The organism is Streptomyces sp. NPDC093065, from assembly GCF_044754585.1.
Classification (GTDB): domain Bacteria; phylum Actinomycetota; class Actinomycetes; order Streptomycetales; family Streptomycetaceae; genus Streptomyces.
In genome coordinates this window covers 183616-198641 of record NZ_JBIVPJ010000003.1, presented here as the reverse complement: position 1 = coordinate 198641, position 15026 = coordinate 183616, and the positions used below count along the sequence as shown (strand labels likewise).

The following is a 15026-nucleotide window of genomic DNA, read 5'->3' as shown; positions in this document are numbered from 1 at the left end:
CCTGGAGATTCCGTGAGGCACCCCTCCCCCCACCCGGCGCTCCCCGCAGGCCCTTCGCGCCGTACCGTGATCGCCATGGCATGCGCATCCCTGGCGGCAGTCCCTCTCCTCACCCCCTCGCGGGCCGCGGCGGCGTCCGCTCGCGCGACGGGGCTCGACGACCCGGCGAAGAAGGAGATCGCCATGCAACTGGTGTCGAGCGCGGAGAACTCCTCGCTCGACTGGAAGGCCCAGTACCGGTACATCGAGGACATCGGTGACGGCCGCGGCTACACCGCGGGCGTCATCGGTTTCTGCTCCGGCACCGGCGACATGCTCGACCTGGTCGAGCTGTACGCCGAGCGCAGTCCCGGAAACGTCCTCGCGCCCTATCTGCCGGCGCTGCGCCGGGTGGACGGCTCCGACTCGCACGAGGGACTCGACCCCGGCTTCCCGGACGACTGGCGCGGGGCCGCCGACGGGGACCCGGAGTTCCGCCGGGCGCAGGACGACGAACGCGACCGCGTCTACTTCGACCCGGCCGTACGCCGCGGCAAGGAGGACGGGCTGCGGACGCTGGGGCAGTTCGCGTACTACGACGCGATCGTCATGCACGGCGACGGCGGCGACCCGCTGAGCTTCGGCAGCATCCGCGAACGCGCCCTGGGCCGGGCCCGGCCGCCGGCCCAGGGCGGGGACGAGGTGGCCTACCTGCACGCCTTCCTGGACGAGCGGGTGTGGGCCATGAAGCAGGAGGAGGCGCACAGCGACACCAGCCGGGTGGACACGGCCCAGCGCGTCTTCCTGGACGAGGGCAACCTGGACCTCGAGCCGCCGCTGGACTGGCACGTGTACGGGGACGCCTACCACATCGGCTGACCCGGGGCCCCGGTGAGGCCGTGGCGTCCTGTCCCGGGGCCGCCGGGCACGACGCGGGCCGCGGAACCGGCCGTGTGCCGGGTTCCGCGGCCCGTGTGCCGCCCGATGCGTACCGGTGTCAGTGCCGGAACGCGTCCTTGCCCTTCTCCTTGGCCTGCCGCGCGTCGCCCTTGGACTGCGCGGCACGGCCCTCGGCCGTCATCCTCTCGTTGCCGACGGCCCGGCCGACCGCTTCCTTGGCCTTCCCCTTGGCCTGCTCCATCTTGGCCTTGGACTTCTGATTGCCGGCCACAGTGCTTCACCTCTCGGCGTTCGCTTGCGATGTCCTGTCCAGCGGGTCGCCCGGTGCGGCCGCTCCAAACGTACGAATGCCCGGCAGGGGTGTCCGGCGGGGCGCCGGGGTACGAGCACCGGCGAGGCAGTACGTCGTCGACTCGGAGGAACGTCATGGCCGGAGTACTGGACCGGATCAAGCAGTTCGCGCGCAGCCCGCAGGGCCGCCGGGCGGCCGAGCAGGTGCGCCGGACCGCCTCGGACCCGCGCCGCCGCGCGCAGGCCCAGGAGATGCTGCGCAGGTTCGGCAAGCGCCGCTGAGCGCCGGGGAGCCGGCGGTGGGTCAGTTCTGACCGGCGTGGGTGTGACTGTGGGACGTCTCCGGCGGGCAGCCGCGGTCCTCGCCGGGGCGGTCCCGGCGCCAGTCGCGGACCGCGACGGTCAGCGCGCACAGCATGGCGGCGACACCGGTGCCGACCGAGAGGGCCACGGCCTCGTGGTAGTCGTCGTGGGTGGAGTTCAGCGTCAGGTAGAAGAGCCCCGGCAGTGCGGCGGTGCCCACGGCGCCGCCCAGCCGCTGGCCCGTCTGCAGGGCGCCCCCGGCCGCGCCCGCCATCCGCACCGGCACGTCGCGGAGGGTCATGGTGATGTTCGGGGAGATCACGCAGCCGCTGCCGAGTCCGCCGAGCAGCAGGGCCGGTGCGGCGAGCCAGGCGGCCGGACCGGAGGGCGCCAGCCAGAGCAGCAGCGCGGTCGTACCGAGCCCCACCATGACGGCGATCAGCCCCCAGACGGTCAGCAGCCGCCCCAGCCGTTCCACCAGCCGGCCCGCCACGGCCGCGGCGACGGCCGAGCCCACGGCGAACGGGGTCACCGCGAGGCCGGACATGAGGGGTGAGTAGCCCAGCCCGTTCTGGAAGAAGAGCGCGAAGACGAGCCACACCCCGCTGAACCCGACGAAGTACAGGGCCCCCAGCCCGGCGCCGGTGGCGTAGCCGCGGGTCTCGGTGAGCAGTCCCGGTTCCAGGAGCGGCTGGCCGCCCCGGCGGGCGACGCGGCGCTCCCACCGCGCGAAGGCGGCCAGGACCAGCGCCCCGGCCGGGAACAGCCACCACACCTTGGTCAGGCCGCCGCCCTCGGCGAGGACCAGCGGCAGCATCAGTGCCAGGATGCCCGCGCCGAGGAGCGCCACGCCCAAGGGATCGAGCCGTCCCCGGCCGCCGGGCGCCACCCGGGGCAGCAGACGGAAGCCGAGCAGCAGTGCGAGCAGGCCGACCGGCACGTTGACGTAGAAGATCCACCGCCAGCCCTCGGGCCCCGCCAGCGCCAGGATCAGACCGCCGACGACCGGTCCCACGGCGCTGGAGACCCCGACGGTGGCGCCGAAGAGTCCGAAGGCGCGTCCGCGTTCCGCGCCCCGGAACAGCTGCTGGATGAGGGCCGAGTTCTGCGGCGCCAGGCTGCCCGCGGCGACCCCCTGGGCGAGCCGGGCGGCGACCAGCAGCTCGATGCCGGGCGCGGCCCCGGCGGCGGCGCTGAACAGTACGAAGGCGGCCAGGGCGACGAGGAAGACGCGGCGCCTGCCGAACGCGTCGCCGATCCGTCCCGCGGTCACCAGGGTCAGGGCGAACGCCAGCGCGTACCCGGAGACGACCCACTGCACGGCCGCGGGCGAGGTGTGCAGCCCCTGCTGCATGGAGGGCAGGGCCACGGCGACGATCGTCACGTCCAGCAGGGTCATGAAACCGGCGACCAGGGTGACCCAGAGGGCCCGCCACCGGTTGGGATCGAGTTCGTCGTCCGGACGCTGCACACGGGCTCCCCTCGTGAGGCTGCACGGGACGCGCCACTTCGCCCCACGCCTGCGTCACCCGTGACCGGCGCTTCAAACACCGGGCCGGGTCCCGTGCCCCCACCGGCCCACCGGCCCACCGAACGAGACCCCCAAACCTGAACCATGAGATGCCATAAGGTGTGCTTATGACCTCATAGACCGGACCCGTGTACCGACTTAGGCTTGCCTTAGCTTAGGCTTCCCCGAGAGTCGATCTGTCACCGCTCGAAGGGAACCTGAACATGCCACGCCCACTGCGGGTGGCCATCGTCGGATCCGGCCCGGCCGGGATCTACGCCGCTGACGCCCTGCTCAAGTCCGAAGTGGCCGCCGACCCCGGTGTTTCCATCGACATCTTCGAGCGCATGCCCGCCCCGTTCGGACTCATCCGGTACGGCGTCGCGCCCGACCACCCGCGCATCAAGGGCATCATCACGGCCCTGCACCAGGTGCTCGACAAGCCGCAGATCCGCCTCTTCGGCAACGTGAACTACCCGACCGACATCAGCCTGGACGATCTGCGCGCCTTCTACGACGGTGTGATCTTCGCCACCGGCGCCACGGCGGACCGGACCCTGTCCGTCCCCGGCGCCGACCTGGACGGCTCGTACGGCGCGGCGGACTTCGTCGCCTGGTACGACGGACACCCCGACTTCCCGCGCAGCTGGCCGCTGGAGGCGGAGAAGGTCGCCGTCCTGGGCGTGGGCAACGTCGCCCTGGACATCGCGCGCGTCCTCGCCAAGACCGCCGACGAGCTGCTGCCCACCGAGATCCCGCCGAACGTGTACGAGGGCCTGAAGGCCAACAAGGCGCTGGAGGTCCACGTCTTCGGCCGCCGGGGCCCGGCGCAGGCGAAGTTCAGCCCGATGGAGCTGCGGGAGCTGGACCACTCCCCCAACATCGAGGTGATCGTCGACCCCGAGGACATCGACTACGACGAGGGCTCGATCGCGACCCGGCGCGGCAACAAGCAGGCCGACATGGTCGCCAAGACCCTGGAGAACTGGGCGATCCGCGACGTCGGCGACCGGCCGCACAAGCTGTTCCTGCACTTCTTCGAGTCGCCCTCGGAGATCCTCGGCGAGGACGGCAAGGTGGTCGGTCTGCGCACCGAGCGCACCGAGCTGGACGGCACGGGCAACGTCAAGGGCACCGGCGAGTTCAAGGACTGGGACGTCCAGGCCGTCTACCGGGCGGTCGGCTACCTCTCCGACCAGCTGCCCAAGCTGCCCTGGGACCTCGACTCGGGCACGGTCCCGGACGTGGGCGGCCGGGTCGTCCAGGAGTCCGGCGAGCACCTGCAGTCGACGTACGTCACCGGCTGGATCCGGCGCGGGCCGGTCGGACTGATCGGCCACACCAAGGGCGACGCCAACGAGACGGTGTCGAACCTGCTGGACGACTACGCGAACGGCCGTCTCCAGACGCCCGCCTCGCCCGCTCCGGAAGCGGTGGACGCCTTCCTCACCGAGCGGAACGTCCGCTTCACCACCTGGGACGGCTGGTACAGGCTCGACGCAGCGGAGAGGGCGCAGGGCGAGCCGCAGGGCCGTGAGCGCGTGAAGTACGTCGAGCGCGAGGACATGCTCCGGGAGAGCGGCGCCTGAGCCGTGGTGTCCGGCACCGGCCGCTCCTTGCGGGGCGGCCGGTGGCGGACGTGTCCCGGCGGGGCCGGGACGGGCGGACGCGGGGCCGGGTTCAGACCTCCAGTTCGCCCTCGATGCGGCGCAGCTGGTGGCGGGCCATCGCCAGGTTGGCGCGGTTGGCGTCCAGCACCAGGTAGAGGAACAGCCCGTTGCCGCCGCGGCCCTTGAGCAGGCGGATCATGTGGTACTGGGTGTTCAGCGTGATCAGGATGTCCTCGATCTCGTCCTTGAGACCGAGGTGCTCCATCGTGCGCAGTTTGGACCGCACGACGTCGGTGTTGCCCGCGGCGGCGACTTCCAGGTTGAAGTCCTTGCCGCCGCCCAGGGTGCCGAGCGCCATTCCGCTGGTGTAGTCGACCAGCGCGACGGCGGTCGCTCCGTCGATGGAGCTGAGGCATTCCTTGAGCGAGGTCTCCAGGTTGGCCATGGTGGTTTCCTTTCCGGACGTGATCGGTGTGCGATCGGTACGCGATCGGTGGTTCAGGTCGGCCGGTGGTGGCCGCCGGCCTGGGGGGTGGGCTCGTGGGCGGGGCGCTGCGGGGTGCGCACCGGGAGGGTGCCGATGGGGCGGGCCGTCTGGGCGGGGAGCGCCGTGACGGGTTCGGCGGCCTGGGGGCGCCCGCGTTCCGGTCCGAGACCGGCGGCGACCAGCTCCCCGATCCGCGCGCCGCTGCGCCGGCCCTCCAGGTGCAGCCGGCCCACGTTGACCCGGCCGTCGGCGAGCAGGGTGAGCACGGCGGCAGGACCGGCGGCGTACGTGGCGACGTAGCCGTCGGCCCCGCGCAGCAGCAGTTCGCGGAAGCCGCCGCGCGCGGTGGCCTCGGCCATGCGGTGCGCGACACCGAGGGCGGCCGCGGTGAGCGCGGCGAGTCCCTCGGGCTCGGTGCCCGGCGCGTCGTGGGCCAGGACGAGTCCGTCCACGGTGGCCGCGAGCGACCCCGTCAGCTGGGGGACGCGGTTGCGCAGCCGGTGCAGTTCGTCCAGGACGTCGCTCTCGACGGCCATGAGCAGTCTCCTTTCGTCGCGCCTGCGGCGCGCGCGGATCACAGGGCCTCCAAGGCGTCTCGAAGCCGTCGCAGCAGGGCCGTGTCGGGGTCGTCCCACACGAGGGCCCGCGGTTCCGGTCCGGGCTGCGGGGGCCGGGCGGCGGGCGGTGCCGCGCGGACGAGGCCGTCGGCGGCCAGGCGGCGCAGCTCGACCAGGGTGTGGTAGGTGCGGCAGGCGAGCGCCGAGGCGATCTGGGCGGCGGTGCGGACGCCGTCGACCTGCGTCAGGGTGCGGCCGCGTCGCGCGGGCAGGGCGGCGGAGCCGGTGCCCGGCACCCGGGTCAGCGGGAGGGTGTCGATGGCGGGGTCGGGCCAGATGCGGTCCAGCAGGGCGCGCCGGCGTCCGGACTCGCGCACCACGACGTCCACCGGCACGGAACGGACCGCGCCGAGCCAGTGCACCGCGCCCGGCCGGAAGCGCTGCGCGCGTGTGTCGTGGGCCAGGACGAAGTACGCGGCGTCGAACAGCGCGCCCAGGTGACAGACCTCCAGCGCGCCGGCGGCGAGGCTGCCGCCGTCCACGAGCCGGTGGCCGACCCGGTGCTGTGTGCCGCCCCGGTCGACCGCCTCCCACCAGCCGTCCGTCGGGACCGCGCCGCTGCGGGTGAGCAGTGCGCCGAGGTCGGGGGTGAAGGCCGACTCGACGTGCACGACGCGGCCCGCCTTGAGGTAGACGATGCCGCGCTCGCCCGACAGGGCGCCGGTCGCTCCTTCGCGCGCGAGGGCGCCGAGGGCGTCCGCCGTCGTCTCGTGCGCGGTCCAGGTGGTCGTCACCCGGGTCATCCGAGCACCAGCCGGTCGGCCATCTCGGCCAGCCGGATGCGGGCCAGGGCGAGGTTTCCGTCGTTGCGGTCGAGCCACAGGTGCAGGAAGACGGTGCTGTCGAACGGGGTGCTGACGAATCTGAGCAGGTGGTAGGCGTCGCCGGTGGTGGCGATCAGGTCCTCCACCGGGGGTTCCTTGCCGGGCTCCCCGCCGCCTCCCGTACCGCCCGCCGCCAGGGAGCCGCTCTCGGCGACGTGCCGGCCCAGCTCGGCCGTCTCCGCGGCCGTCGCCTCCCAGTCGCCGCCCGGTGCCTCGCCGACGGCGCCGAGAGCGAGCCCGCTGATCCAGTCGACCAGCGACGCGCCGCGCGCGCCGGGCAGCCGCATGGCTTCCAGCAGACTCTCGTCGATTCCGGGCACGCCGGATCCCCTCCCCTGCACGGCTGTACCGCGAACGTGACGACGACACTACGGAAAGTGCACGCATCCGGTGAGCGCTTTGGCATTTTCCAGAGGAACGTGCGCGCGCTGCGGCATACTGCGGTGTTCGGCCCGGTCCGGGAGCCGGGGTGCGGGCGGCGGAGCGTGTCTGCGCCGAGACGGGCAACCCGAAGGTCATGGCCCGACTGCATCTCTCCCGTCGCGGGAAACACACGAAGGACGCACCGGCCGACGAAGCGGCCGGTGAACCGGCCGAGGAGCGGACGGACGAGGACTACGGTCCGGATGCCGCCACCGAGGAGGCCGCCCCGGAATCCCCCACCGAGCTGCCGAAACGTTCGTGGTCCGCGCTGCTGCGGCGCGTGGTCGCCGAGTTCAAGGACGACGAGCTGACCGACCGCGCCGCCGCCCTGACCTACTACGGGATCCTGGCGCTGTTCCCGGCCCTTCTGGTGCTGGTGTCCCTGCTCGGCATCGCCGGCGAATCCGCCACCCAGGAGGTCCTGGACAATGTGCGCAAGCTCGCGCCGGGTTCCGCCCGGGACGTGATCACGGACGCGGTGGAGCAGTTGCAGGCCAAGGCGGGCCTGGGCTCCGTGCTGGCGGTGGTCGGCCTGGTGGGTGCCGTCTGGTCGGCGTCCGGGTACGTGGCCGCGTTCATCCGCTCCGCCAACGCGGTCTACGACATGCCCGAGGGGCGCCCGGTGTGGAAGGTGCTGCCGCTGCGGGTGGTCCTGACCGTGGTGCTGCTGGTGCTCGCGGTGGTCAGCGCGCTCATCGTGGTCTTCACCGGGAGCCTGGCCCAGCAGGCGGGCACCGCGCTCGGGGTGGGCGACACCGCTCTGACGGTGTGGTCGATCGCCAAGTGGCCGGTGCTGGTCCTGCTGGTCACCTCCATGATCGCGATCCTCTACTGGGCCGCGCCCAACGCCCGGGTCAAGGGCTTCAAGTGGGTCTCCCCCGGCAGCCTGGTCGCGCTGGTGATCTGGCTGCTCGCCTCCGCCGGGTTCGCCTTCTACGTGGCCAACTTCGGCTCGTACAACAAGACGTACGGCACCCTGGCCGGTGTGATCATCTTCCTCGTCTGGCTGTGGGTGACCAACCTGGCGATCCTGCTCGGCCTGGAGTTCGACGCGGAGCTGGCCCGCCAGCGGGTCATCGACGGCGGCCACCCGCCCGAGGAGGAGCCGTACGTGGAGCCGCGCGACACACGGGCCTGGAAGGAGGCGGACCGGCGACGCGCGGCCGGGGACGAATGAGGCCCGGGGGCACTGGGGGGACCGGCGGCCCCGGAGGGACGCTACGGCAGGATCGAGTCGACGTATCCGCCGTCGACCCGGACGGCGGCGCCGGTGGTCGCGGAGGCGAGCGGGGAGCTGAGGTACACCACCAGGTTGGCGATCTCCTCCGGTTCGATCAGCCGCTGGAGCAGCGACTGCGGCCGGTGCTCGCGCATGAAGACGCGCTGCGCCTCGTCCCAGGGCAGGTCGCGGTCGACGAGCTGGTACACGAAGTCCTCGACGCCCTCGGTGTGGGTGGGGCCCGCGATGACGCAGTTCACCGTGACCCCGCTGCCCGCCGCCTCCTTCGCGAAGCCGCGGCCGACCCCGAGCAGGGCCGTCTTGGAGACTCCGTAGTGGATCATCTCGGCGGGGATCACGACGGCCGAGTCACTCGCGATGTACAGCACCCGGCCCCAGCCGCGGTCCCTCATCCGGGGGAGATGGGCGCGCGTCAGCCTGACCCCGGCGAGGACGTTGATCTCGAAGTAGCGGCGCCACTCGTCGTCGCTGATCTCCAGCGCGGGGGCGGCGCCGAAGACGCCGAGGTTGTTCACGAGGACGTCCACGTCGGGCAGCGCCTCCACGGCCCGCGCGGCGCCCTCCTCGGTGCCGAGGTCGGCCGCGACCGGCACGAACACGCCGTCGGGCACCTCGTCTCGCAGTCTCCCGACGCTCTCCTCCAGGCGGCCGGCGTCGCGCCCGTTGACGCCCACGGTGGCGCCGGCGCGGGCCAGCCCGGCGGCGATGGCCGCCCCGATGCCCTGCGAGGAGCCCGTCACCAGTGCGGTTCGTCCGCCGAGGTCGAGGTTCATCAGGTCGCTCCTTCTCATGCCGTACGGTCGGTCTGCCTGCTCCTGCCCACCCTCGCCCACCACGCACCCGTGCCCCGGCCGGCCGCACCGTGCGCCGCGTCGCGGCACGCCCGGTCGGCGGACCCCCGGTGCTCTCGGCTGACCTGCGGCGACAATACTTGCCTACGTCCTTGCCCCTGCTGCCCGATGGACCCATGCCGACCTCTCCCACCGCCCGCCCCACGTTTCCGCCCACGCTGTGGGCCGCTCGCGGCCGCCATGTCGGCTCCGCCGCCGAGGACACCGTCCGGCAGACACTGCGCCGGCTCAAGGACGACCACGTCATCGACGACTTCCTGGAGCCGCCCGACGAGCCGGCGGCCGGGTCCGAGGGCGCCGGGGCGCCCGGCCCGCGGATCCTCGAAGCGCGCTGGAAGGCTCCCGGGGCCGTGACCGTGCGGGCCAGGCTGATCCTGGAGCCGGCCTCGGCGGGCGGGCAGGAGTGGACGCTGCTCGCGGAGGCCGAGGACGCCTGGGACCCGGCCTGGCCCTCTCCCGCCACCGTGTTCTGGCCGGACGACCCGGACGTCACGTGGGACCGGGACGCCGCCACGGGACTGCGGCTGCGGGGCGTCAACACCCTGCCGGACGACGACAAGGCCGTACGCAGGCTGCTCAAGGAGGCCGGGCGCAGTCCGTGGAACATCCACGTGGTGGTGCACGAGGCGATGACGCCGGACCACCGCGGCCGGGTTCCCCTCGTCCAGTGGCTGCCGCCCGGTCTGCGGCACCGGGTGGTCGAGCACCGCGCCGCGCCGCAGCAGCTGCGAGTGGTGAACTGGGCCCTGGGGGACTTCGGCGTCCAGGTCCCGCGCGGCGGCGCCGTGGTACTGCCCGGCACCCCTGCCCCGGCCGGCTACGCCGCCGGCGACTTCTCCGTCCGCACCGTCTTCCTGGACGGCTCGGAGCCCACCGCGCTGATCTCGGCGGTGACGGCCTTCGACGCGCTGGACAGGCCGTTGCCCGACGACGCGGTGGAGGCCCTCCGCTCGCTGCGGGAGGAGTGGCGGCTGCTGACGCTGGAGGAGGAACTGGAACGCGAGCGCAAGCTGGTGGCGATGTACGCCGAGGCGCTCGAGGCCATGACCCAGTCCCGCGACCTGTACCGGGAGGCGGCGGAACGGGCGGCCGAGGCCCTCGCCGTGTACCGGGAGTCCGCGGGCGCCGCCCCCGCCGGACCACCGCCGGCCGAGCAACCGGCGTCCCCTCTGCGCGGACTGACCCGCACCCTGCAACGACTCCGGGGCACCACCCGAACCCCCCGCCCCGACACCGACGGACAAACAGGCGCCGAAGCCCCCCGAACCGACGCCTGACCACACCACCCGAGACCCGACCGAGGACGCCACCCGGACGACGGACGCACCGGCCGACCCCCACCGGCCACCACCCGCCAAGCCACCGGCACCCCCTGCACGGACTGACCCGCACCCCGCAACGACCCCGGAGCACCCCCCGAAGCCCCCGGAACCGACGCCTGACCACACCGCCCGGGACCGGACCGAGCGGGAAGCGGTCCGGGTCCGTTCCCGGGGCCCGCCGTTCGGTGGCGGTCAGCGGGGTGCGTCCGGTGGCCGCGCGGGCGTAGTGCTCGTCGCCCCCGGGCGCACGGCACCGGGTGGCCCAGGAGGCCGTCCGGAGTGGCGCGGACCGCAGTCAGTCCGGCCGGTGACGGGCCGGGGGCGGCGGGCAGGCCGACGGTCAGGTCTAGATGGTGGACGGTCGCCTCGACGGCCAGGGTGATCATGAGGTCTCCGGCGGTCAGGACGTGGCCCCGGGCGCTCACCGGGCGGTCCGGCGCGGCCGTGCCCGCGGCCCGCGCGGCGGCGGCGGCCACGGTCTCCAGGCACGCGTCCTTGAGCTGCACGAATTCGAGGAACATGCTCGCGGCAAGTTGTGACGTCGCCCGTGGGCCGCGCCGACGGGGTCCGGCGCCCAGTCCCTCCAGTAGGTGACGGCGTCCCGGTCGGGCGGGGCGGCGGCCGGGGTGTGCAGGGCCACCAGGGCCCGCCGGGCGGCGGCGAGGAAGGGGAACATCAGGTCGCGCACCGCCCACCCGGTGCAGCCGGTCAGCAGCCACGACTCCTCCTCCCCGAGCGGGCGGACCACGGCCGCCGGCGCCTCGTAGGCGTCGCGCACGATGTGCGCCGGTTCCGTGCGGTCTCCGGATCGGGTGGTCATCACGTCACCCCAGGGTCCCGCTGAGGGCACCCTCACGTGTCATCCGGCCCGAGGTGGATACGCGGACGGAACAGGAGCACGGCCCGTCCCGGAAGGTCAGCGACGCCATGGACAGCCAGCACGAGAGCGCCCCCGCTTTCCGCCCACCGGAGTCCTCCCGTTCGGAGACCACGCTCCGCGTCAACGGCAAACCGCACACCCTCGTCGTCGACCACCGCCGCGTCCTGCTGGACCTGCTGAGGGAGGACCTCGGGCTCGCGGGCGCCAAGAAGGGGTGCGACCACGGGCAGTGCGGCGCGTGCACGGTCCTGGTCGACGGGCGGCGCGTCAACAGCTGCCTGCTGTTCGCGGTCGCCCTGGACGGCTGCGAGATCACCACCGTGGAGGGGCTCGCCGGGGACGGCGAGGAACTGCACCCGGTGCAGCGCGCCTTCCTGGACCGGGACGCCTTCCAGTGCGGGTACTGCACGCCGGGCCAGATCTGCTCCGCGGTCGGCGCGCTCGCCGAGGCCGCGGCGGGACACCCGTCCCACGTCACCGACCCGGCGACGCCGTCCGGTGAGCCGGTCGCGCTGGGCCGGGAGGAGATCCGGGAGCGGCTGAGCGGCAACCTGTGCCGGTGCGGTGCGTATCCGCGCATCGCCGACGCGGTCGAGGACGTGATCCCGTGAAGTCCTTCGCCTACGTCCGCGCGGGCAGCGTCGAGGAGGCCACCGACGCGTTCGCCTCCCATCCCGGTGCCCGCTACCTCGGCGGCGGCACCAACCTCGTCGACCTGATGAAACTCGGCGTGGAGAGGCCGGCCGCGCTCGTCGACGTGTCCCGGCTGCCCCTGGACACGGTGGAGGAGCTGCCGGACGGCTCGCTGCGGGCCGGGGCGACGGTCCGCAACAGCGACCTCGCGGCTCACCCCGCCGTGCGCGACCGCTACCCCGCCCTGTCCCAGGCGCTGCTGGCCGGCGCCTCGGGGCAGTTGCGCAACGCCGCCACCACGGGCGGCAACCTGCTGCAGCGCACCCGCTGCCCCTACTTCCAGGACGTGTCCAAGCCCTGCAACAAGCGGGAGCCCGGCACCGGCTGCGGCGCCCTGGAGGGCGGCGTGCACCGCGACCACGCGGTGCTGGGCCACTCCGACCAGTGCATCGCCACCCACCCCTCCGACATGGCGGTCGCGCTGGCCGCCCTCGACGCGCGCGTGGAGCTGCACGGCCCCGAGGGCACCCGCAGCGTGCCCGCCGCCGACTTCCACCGGCTGCCCGGCATGCACCCGGAACGGGACACGGAGATCCACCCCGGCGAACTGATCACCGGCGTGCTCCTGCCCGCGGCCACCGCCGGGCTGCCCTCGGCGTACCGCAAGGCCCGCGACCGGGCGTCGTACGCCTTCGCGCTGGCCTCCGTCGCCGTCGTGCTGCACCTGTCGGACGGGGTGGTGGAGCGGGCCGGGATCGCCTTCGGGGCGCTGGCGCACCGGCCCTGGCGGGCGCGGCGGGCCGAGGACGCGCTGGTGGGCGCGGCGCCCACCACGGCGGCGTTCGAGCACGCCGTCGACCTGGAGCTGGCCGCGGCCGAACCGCTGCGGGACAACGCCTACAAGGTGCCGCTGGCCCGCCGGCTGGCCCTGGACGTACTGGGCCGGCTCGCCCCGCCTGCCACGACCTGACGGACCCCGGTGTCCACGAGGAGGACTCCATGACCGCCACCGATGCCGTCCTGGGCGCTCCGGTCGAGCGCCGGGAGGGGCGGGAGAAGGTCACCGGCACCGCCCGGTACGCCGCCGAGTTCGACGCGCCGGGCCGCGCCCAGGCGTGGCCGGTGCCGGCCACGGTCGCGCGCGGCCGGGTGACCGGCGTCGACACCGCGCCGGCGCTCGCGCTGCCCGGCGTGCTCGCGGTGCTCACGCACGAGAACGCGCCCCGCCTCGGCGATCCCGACGATCCGACCCTGGCGGTGCTGCAGGGCCCGCACGTCCCGCACCGGGGCTGGTTCGTGGCCCTGGTGATGGCCGAGAGCCTGGAGGCGGCCCGCGCCGGCGCCGCGGCCGTCCGCGTCACCTATGAGACCGAGCCCCACGACGTGACGCTCACCGTCACGCACTCCGGGGCGTACGTCCCCGAGTCGGCCAACGGCGGCTTCCCGGCCGTCACCGAGCACGGCGACCCGGACGGGGCCCTCGCCTCCTCGGCGACCCGGCTGGACGTCGCGTACACGGTGCCGCCGCTGCACAACCACCCCATGGAGCCGCACACCAGTACGGCGCACTGGGACGGCGACCGGCTGACCGTGCACTCCTCCAGCCAGGGCACCACGGCCGTGCAGAAGGAACTGGCGCGCCTGTTCGGGCTGGACGAGGACCGGATCACGGTGCGCGCCGAGCACGTGGGCGGCGGCTTCGGGTCGAAGGGGACACCGCGGCCCGAGGTGGTGCTGGCCGCCATGGCGGCGCGCGAGACCGGACGCCGGGTGACCGTCGCGCTGCCGCGCCGCTACCTGCCCGCCGTCGTCGGGCACCGTGCCCCGACGCTGCACCGGCTCCGCCTCGGCGCGGACGCGGGCGGCCGGCTCACCTCCCTGGTGCACGAGGTGACGACGTACACCTCGCGGGTCAAGGAGTTCGTGGAGCAGGCCGCGGTCCCCGCCCGCGTCATGTACGGCACCCCGGCGCTGCGCACGGCCCACCGCGTGGCGGCGCTGGACGTGCCCACACCCTCCTGGATGCGCGCCCCGGGCGAGTGTCCCGGCATGTACGCGCTCGAGTCAGCCATGGACGAACTGGCCGCCGAACTCGGCGTCGACCCGGTGGAGCTGAGGATCCGCAACGAACCGGAGACCGAGCCGGACAGCGGAAAGCCCTTCAGCAGCAGGCACCTGGTGGAGTGTCTGCGCGAGGGCGCCCGGCGCTTCGGGTGGGAGGACCGCGACCCCCGCCCCCGGTCCCGCGAAGCCGGGCCCCTGCTGATCGGCAGCGGGGTCGCCTCGGCCACCTACCCGGTGCTGGTCTCGCCGTGCGTCGCCTCGGCGCGGGCCCTGCCGGACGGCGGCTACCTGGTGCGGGTCAACGCCACCGACATCGGCACGGGCGCCCGTACGGTGCTCGCGCAGGTCGCGGCCGACGCCCTCGGTGCCCCGCTGGACCGGGTGCGCATCGAGGTCGCCGACAGCGGCATCGGGTTCGCCCCGATGGCCGGTGGCTCCTCGGGCACCGCGTCCTGGGGGTCGGCCGTGCACGAGGCGTGCACCCGGCTGGCCGGCCGGCTGACGGAGCACACGGGGCCCCTGCCCGACGAGGGGATCACCGCCGAGGCCGACACCTCCGGGACGGCGGACGCCGAGAGCCCCTACGCCCGGCACGCGTTCGGCGCGCATTTCGCCGAGGTGACCGTGGACACCGTCTCCGGTGAGGTACGGGTGACGCGGCTGCTGGGCGTCTTCGCCGCCGGGCGCATCCTCAACTCCCGTACGGCCCGCTCCCAGTTCATCGGGGGCATGACGATGGGCCTGGGCATGGCGCTGACCGAGGACAGCACGATGGACCCGGTGTTCGGCGACTTCGTCGAGCGCGATCTGGCCTCCTACCACGTGCCCGCGCACGCCGACGTGGCGAACGTGGAGGCGCACTGGGTCGACGAGACGGACGACCACCTCAACCCCATGGGCAGCAAGGGGATCGGCGAGATCGGGATCGTGGGCTCGGCGGCGGCCGTCGGCAACGCCGTCCACCACGCCACCGGCGTCCGCTTCAGGGAACTGCCCCTCACCCCGGACCGGGTGCTCACCGCACTGCTCGAACACGGACATCCCGCGGGCATGCTGGGGGTCTGAGTACGGACGCGCGGTCCGCGCCGGACG

Annotated in this window: 16 protein-coding genes; 8 read left to right on the top strand and 8 right to left on the bottom strand. The window is 73.8% G+C overall.

Annotated elements, in window-relative coordinates; translation table 11 throughout:
• The first annotated feature begins 12 nt into the window (after positions 1-12).
• Positions 13-858, top strand: coding sequence for a chitosanase (locus ACIQFU_RS06815; RefSeq protein WP_402549532.1), 846 nt, complete (start codon positions 13-15; stop codon positions 856-858).
• A gap of 118 nt (positions 859-976) precedes the next feature.
• On the opposite strand, the gene ACIQFU_RS06810 is transcribed toward ACIQFU_RS06815, so the two are convergent.
• Positions 977-1150 (bottom strand): CsbD family protein, encoded by a 174-nt coding sequence (locus tag ACIQFU_RS06810; RefSeq protein ID WP_037799605.1) that lies wholly within the window; start codon positions 1148-1150, stop codon positions 977-979.
• A 155-nt stretch (positions 1151-1305) separates the two neighbouring features.
• On the opposite strand from ACIQFU_RS06810, the gene ACIQFU_RS06805 reads away from it, so the two are divergent.
• Positions 1306-1452 (top strand): hypothetical protein, encoded by a 147-nt coding sequence (locus ACIQFU_RS06805; RefSeq protein ID WP_402549531.1) that lies wholly within the window; start codon positions 1306-1308, stop codon positions 1450-1452.
• 22 nt (positions 1453-1474) lie between these two features.
• On the opposite strand, the gene ACIQFU_RS06800 is transcribed toward ACIQFU_RS06805, so the two are convergent.
• The gene (locus ACIQFU_RS06800; RefSeq protein WP_402549530.1) at positions 1475-2944 is read right to left on the bottom strand and encodes an MFS transporter; all 1470 of its coding nucleotides are present in this window, start codon (positions 2942-2944) and stop codon (positions 1475-1477) included.
• Positions 2945-3207: 263 nt separating this feature from the next.
• On the opposite strand from ACIQFU_RS06800, the gene ACIQFU_RS06795 reads away from it, so the two are divergent.
• Positions 3208-4572, top strand: a complete 1365-nt coding sequence (locus tag ACIQFU_RS06795; RefSeq protein WP_402549528.1) for an FAD-dependent oxidoreductase — start codon at positions 3208-3210, stop codon at positions 4570-4572.
• A gap of 91 nt (positions 4573-4663) precedes the next feature.
• Here the strand turns inward: ACIQFU_RS06795 and ACIQFU_RS06790 are convergent, their stop codons facing one another.
• Genes ACIQFU_RS06790 through ACIQFU_RS06775 form a run of 4 tightly spaced genes read right to left on the bottom strand, consistent with a single transcriptional unit; the run spans position 4664 to position 6841 of the window.
• Complete coding sequence (locus ACIQFU_RS06790) at positions 4664-5038, bottom strand: hypothetical protein (RefSeq protein ID WP_381591826.1); 375 nt, start codon at positions 5036-5038, stop codon at positions 4664-4666.
• A 53-nt stretch (positions 5039-5091) separates the two neighbouring features.
• Positions 5092-5616, bottom strand: coding sequence for a roadblock/LC7 domain-containing protein (locus ACIQFU_RS06785; RefSeq protein WP_402549527.1), 525 nt, complete (start codon positions 5614-5616; stop codon positions 5092-5094).
• A 38-nt stretch (positions 5617-5654) separates the two neighbouring features.
• Positions 5655-6440, bottom strand: coding sequence for a hypothetical protein (locus tag ACIQFU_RS06780; protein WP_402549525.1), 786 nt, complete (start codon positions 6438-6440; stop codon positions 5655-5657).
• Positions 6437-6841 (bottom strand): hypothetical protein, encoded by a 405-nt coding sequence (locus ACIQFU_RS06775; RefSeq protein ID WP_402549524.1) that lies wholly within the window; start codon positions 6839-6841, stop codon positions 6437-6439. The genes ACIQFU_RS06780 and ACIQFU_RS06775 overlap by 4 nt, the downstream gene beginning before the upstream one ends.
• Before the next feature lie 197 nt (positions 6842-7038).
• On the opposite strand from ACIQFU_RS06775, the gene ACIQFU_RS06770 reads away from it, so the two are divergent.
• A complete protein-coding gene (locus tag ACIQFU_RS06770; protein ID WP_402549522.1) occupies positions 7039-8121 on the top strand; it encodes a YihY/virulence factor BrkB family protein in 1083 nt (360 codons plus the stop codon).
• 41 nt (positions 8122-8162) lie between these two features.
• Here the strand turns inward: ACIQFU_RS06770 and ACIQFU_RS06765 are convergent, their stop codons facing one another.
• On the bottom strand, positions 8163-8957 hold the full coding sequence (locus ACIQFU_RS06765) for an SDR family NAD(P)-dependent oxidoreductase (protein ID WP_402549520.1): 795 nt from the start codon (positions 8955-8957) through the stop codon (positions 8163-8165).
• Positions 8958-9151: 194 nt separating this feature from the next.
• Between ACIQFU_RS06765 and ACIQFU_RS06760 the strand changes: the two genes are divergently transcribed.
• Positions 9152-10312 carry a hypothetical protein gene (locus tag ACIQFU_RS06760; RefSeq protein ID WP_402549519.1) on the top strand — a complete coding sequence of 387 codons (1161 nt, stop codon included), beginning with the start codon at positions 9152-9154 and terminating at the stop codon, positions 10310-10312.
• 466 nt (positions 10313-10778) lie between these two features.
• Here ACIQFU_RS06760 and ACIQFU_RS06755 read toward each other — a convergent pair whose 3' ends face one another.
• Entirely contained in the window at positions 10779-11177 is a 399-nt protein-coding gene (locus ACIQFU_RS06755; RefSeq protein ID WP_402549517.1) for a hypothetical protein, read from the bottom strand.
• Between the two features lie 107 nt (positions 11178-11284).
• Between ACIQFU_RS06755 and ACIQFU_RS06750 the strand changes: the two genes are divergently transcribed.
• Genes ACIQFU_RS06750 through ACIQFU_RS06740 form a run of 3 tightly spaced genes read left to right on the top strand, consistent with a single transcriptional unit; the run spans position 11285 to position 14999 of the window.
• The gene (locus ACIQFU_RS06750) at positions 11285-11848 is read left to right on the top strand and encodes a (2Fe-2S)-binding protein (RefSeq protein ID WP_402549516.1); all 564 of its coding nucleotides are present in this window, start codon (positions 11285-11287) and stop codon (positions 11846-11848) included.
• Positions 11845-12840: an FAD binding domain-containing protein gene (locus ACIQFU_RS06745; protein ID WP_402549514.1), complete on the top strand. Its 996-nt coding sequence runs from the start codon at positions 11845-11847 to the stop codon at positions 12838-12840. Before ACIQFU_RS06750 ends, ACIQFU_RS06745 begins: the two co-directional genes overlap by 4 nt.
• 29 nt (positions 12841-12869) lie before the next feature.
• Positions 12870-14999, top strand: a complete 2130-nt coding sequence (locus tag ACIQFU_RS06740; RefSeq protein ID WP_402549512.1) for a xanthine dehydrogenase family protein molybdopterin-binding subunit — start codon at positions 12870-12872, stop codon at positions 14997-14999.
• Positions 15000-15026: the final 27 nt, after the last annotated feature.

Excerpts from the sequence above, each read along its gene's own strand:
- ACIQFU_RS06805 (WP_402549531.1), top strand. The coding sequence starts at position 1,306 with ATGGCCGGAGTACTGGACCGGATCAAGCAGTTCGCGCGCAGCCCGCAG.
- ACIQFU_RS06795 (WP_402549528.1), top strand. The coding sequence starts at position 3,208 with ATGCCACGCCCACTGCGGGTGGCCATCGTCGGATCCGGCCCGGCCGGG.
- ACIQFU_RS06790 (WP_381591826.1), bottom strand. The coding sequence starts at position 5,038 with ATGGCCAACCTGGAGACCTCGCTCAAGGAATGCCTCAGCTCCATCGAC.
- ACIQFU_RS06785 (WP_402549527.1), bottom strand. The coding sequence starts at position 5,616 with ATGGCCGTCGAGAGCGACGTCCTGGACGAACTGCACCGGCTGCGCAAC.
- ACIQFU_RS06780 (WP_402549525.1), bottom strand. The coding sequence starts at position 6,440 with ATGACCCGGGTGACGACCACCTGGACCGCGCACGAGACGACGGCGGAC.
- ACIQFU_RS06770 (WP_402549522.1), top strand. The coding sequence starts at position 7,039 with ATGGCCCGACTGCATCTCTCCCGTCGCGGGAAACACACGAAGGACGCA.
- ACIQFU_RS06765 (WP_402549520.1), bottom strand. The coding sequence starts at position 8,957 with ATGAACCTCGACCTCGGCGGACGAACCGCACTGGTGACGGGCTCCTCG.
- ACIQFU_RS06760 (WP_402549519.1), top strand. The coding sequence starts at position 9,152 with ATGCCGACCTCTCCCACCGCCCGCCCCACGTTTCCGCCCACGCTGTGG.
- ACIQFU_RS06755 (WP_402549517.1), bottom strand. The coding sequence starts at position 11,177 with ATGACCACCCGATCCGGAGACCGCACGGAACCGGCGCACATCGTGCGC.
- ACIQFU_RS06750 (WP_402549516.1), top strand. The coding sequence starts at position 11,285 with ATGGACAGCCAGCACGAGAGCGCCCCCGCTTTCCGCCCACCGGAGTCC.
- ACIQFU_RS06740 (WP_402549512.1), top strand. The coding sequence starts at position 12,870 with ATGACCGCCACCGATGCCGTCCTGGGCGCTCCGGTCGAGCGCCGGGAG.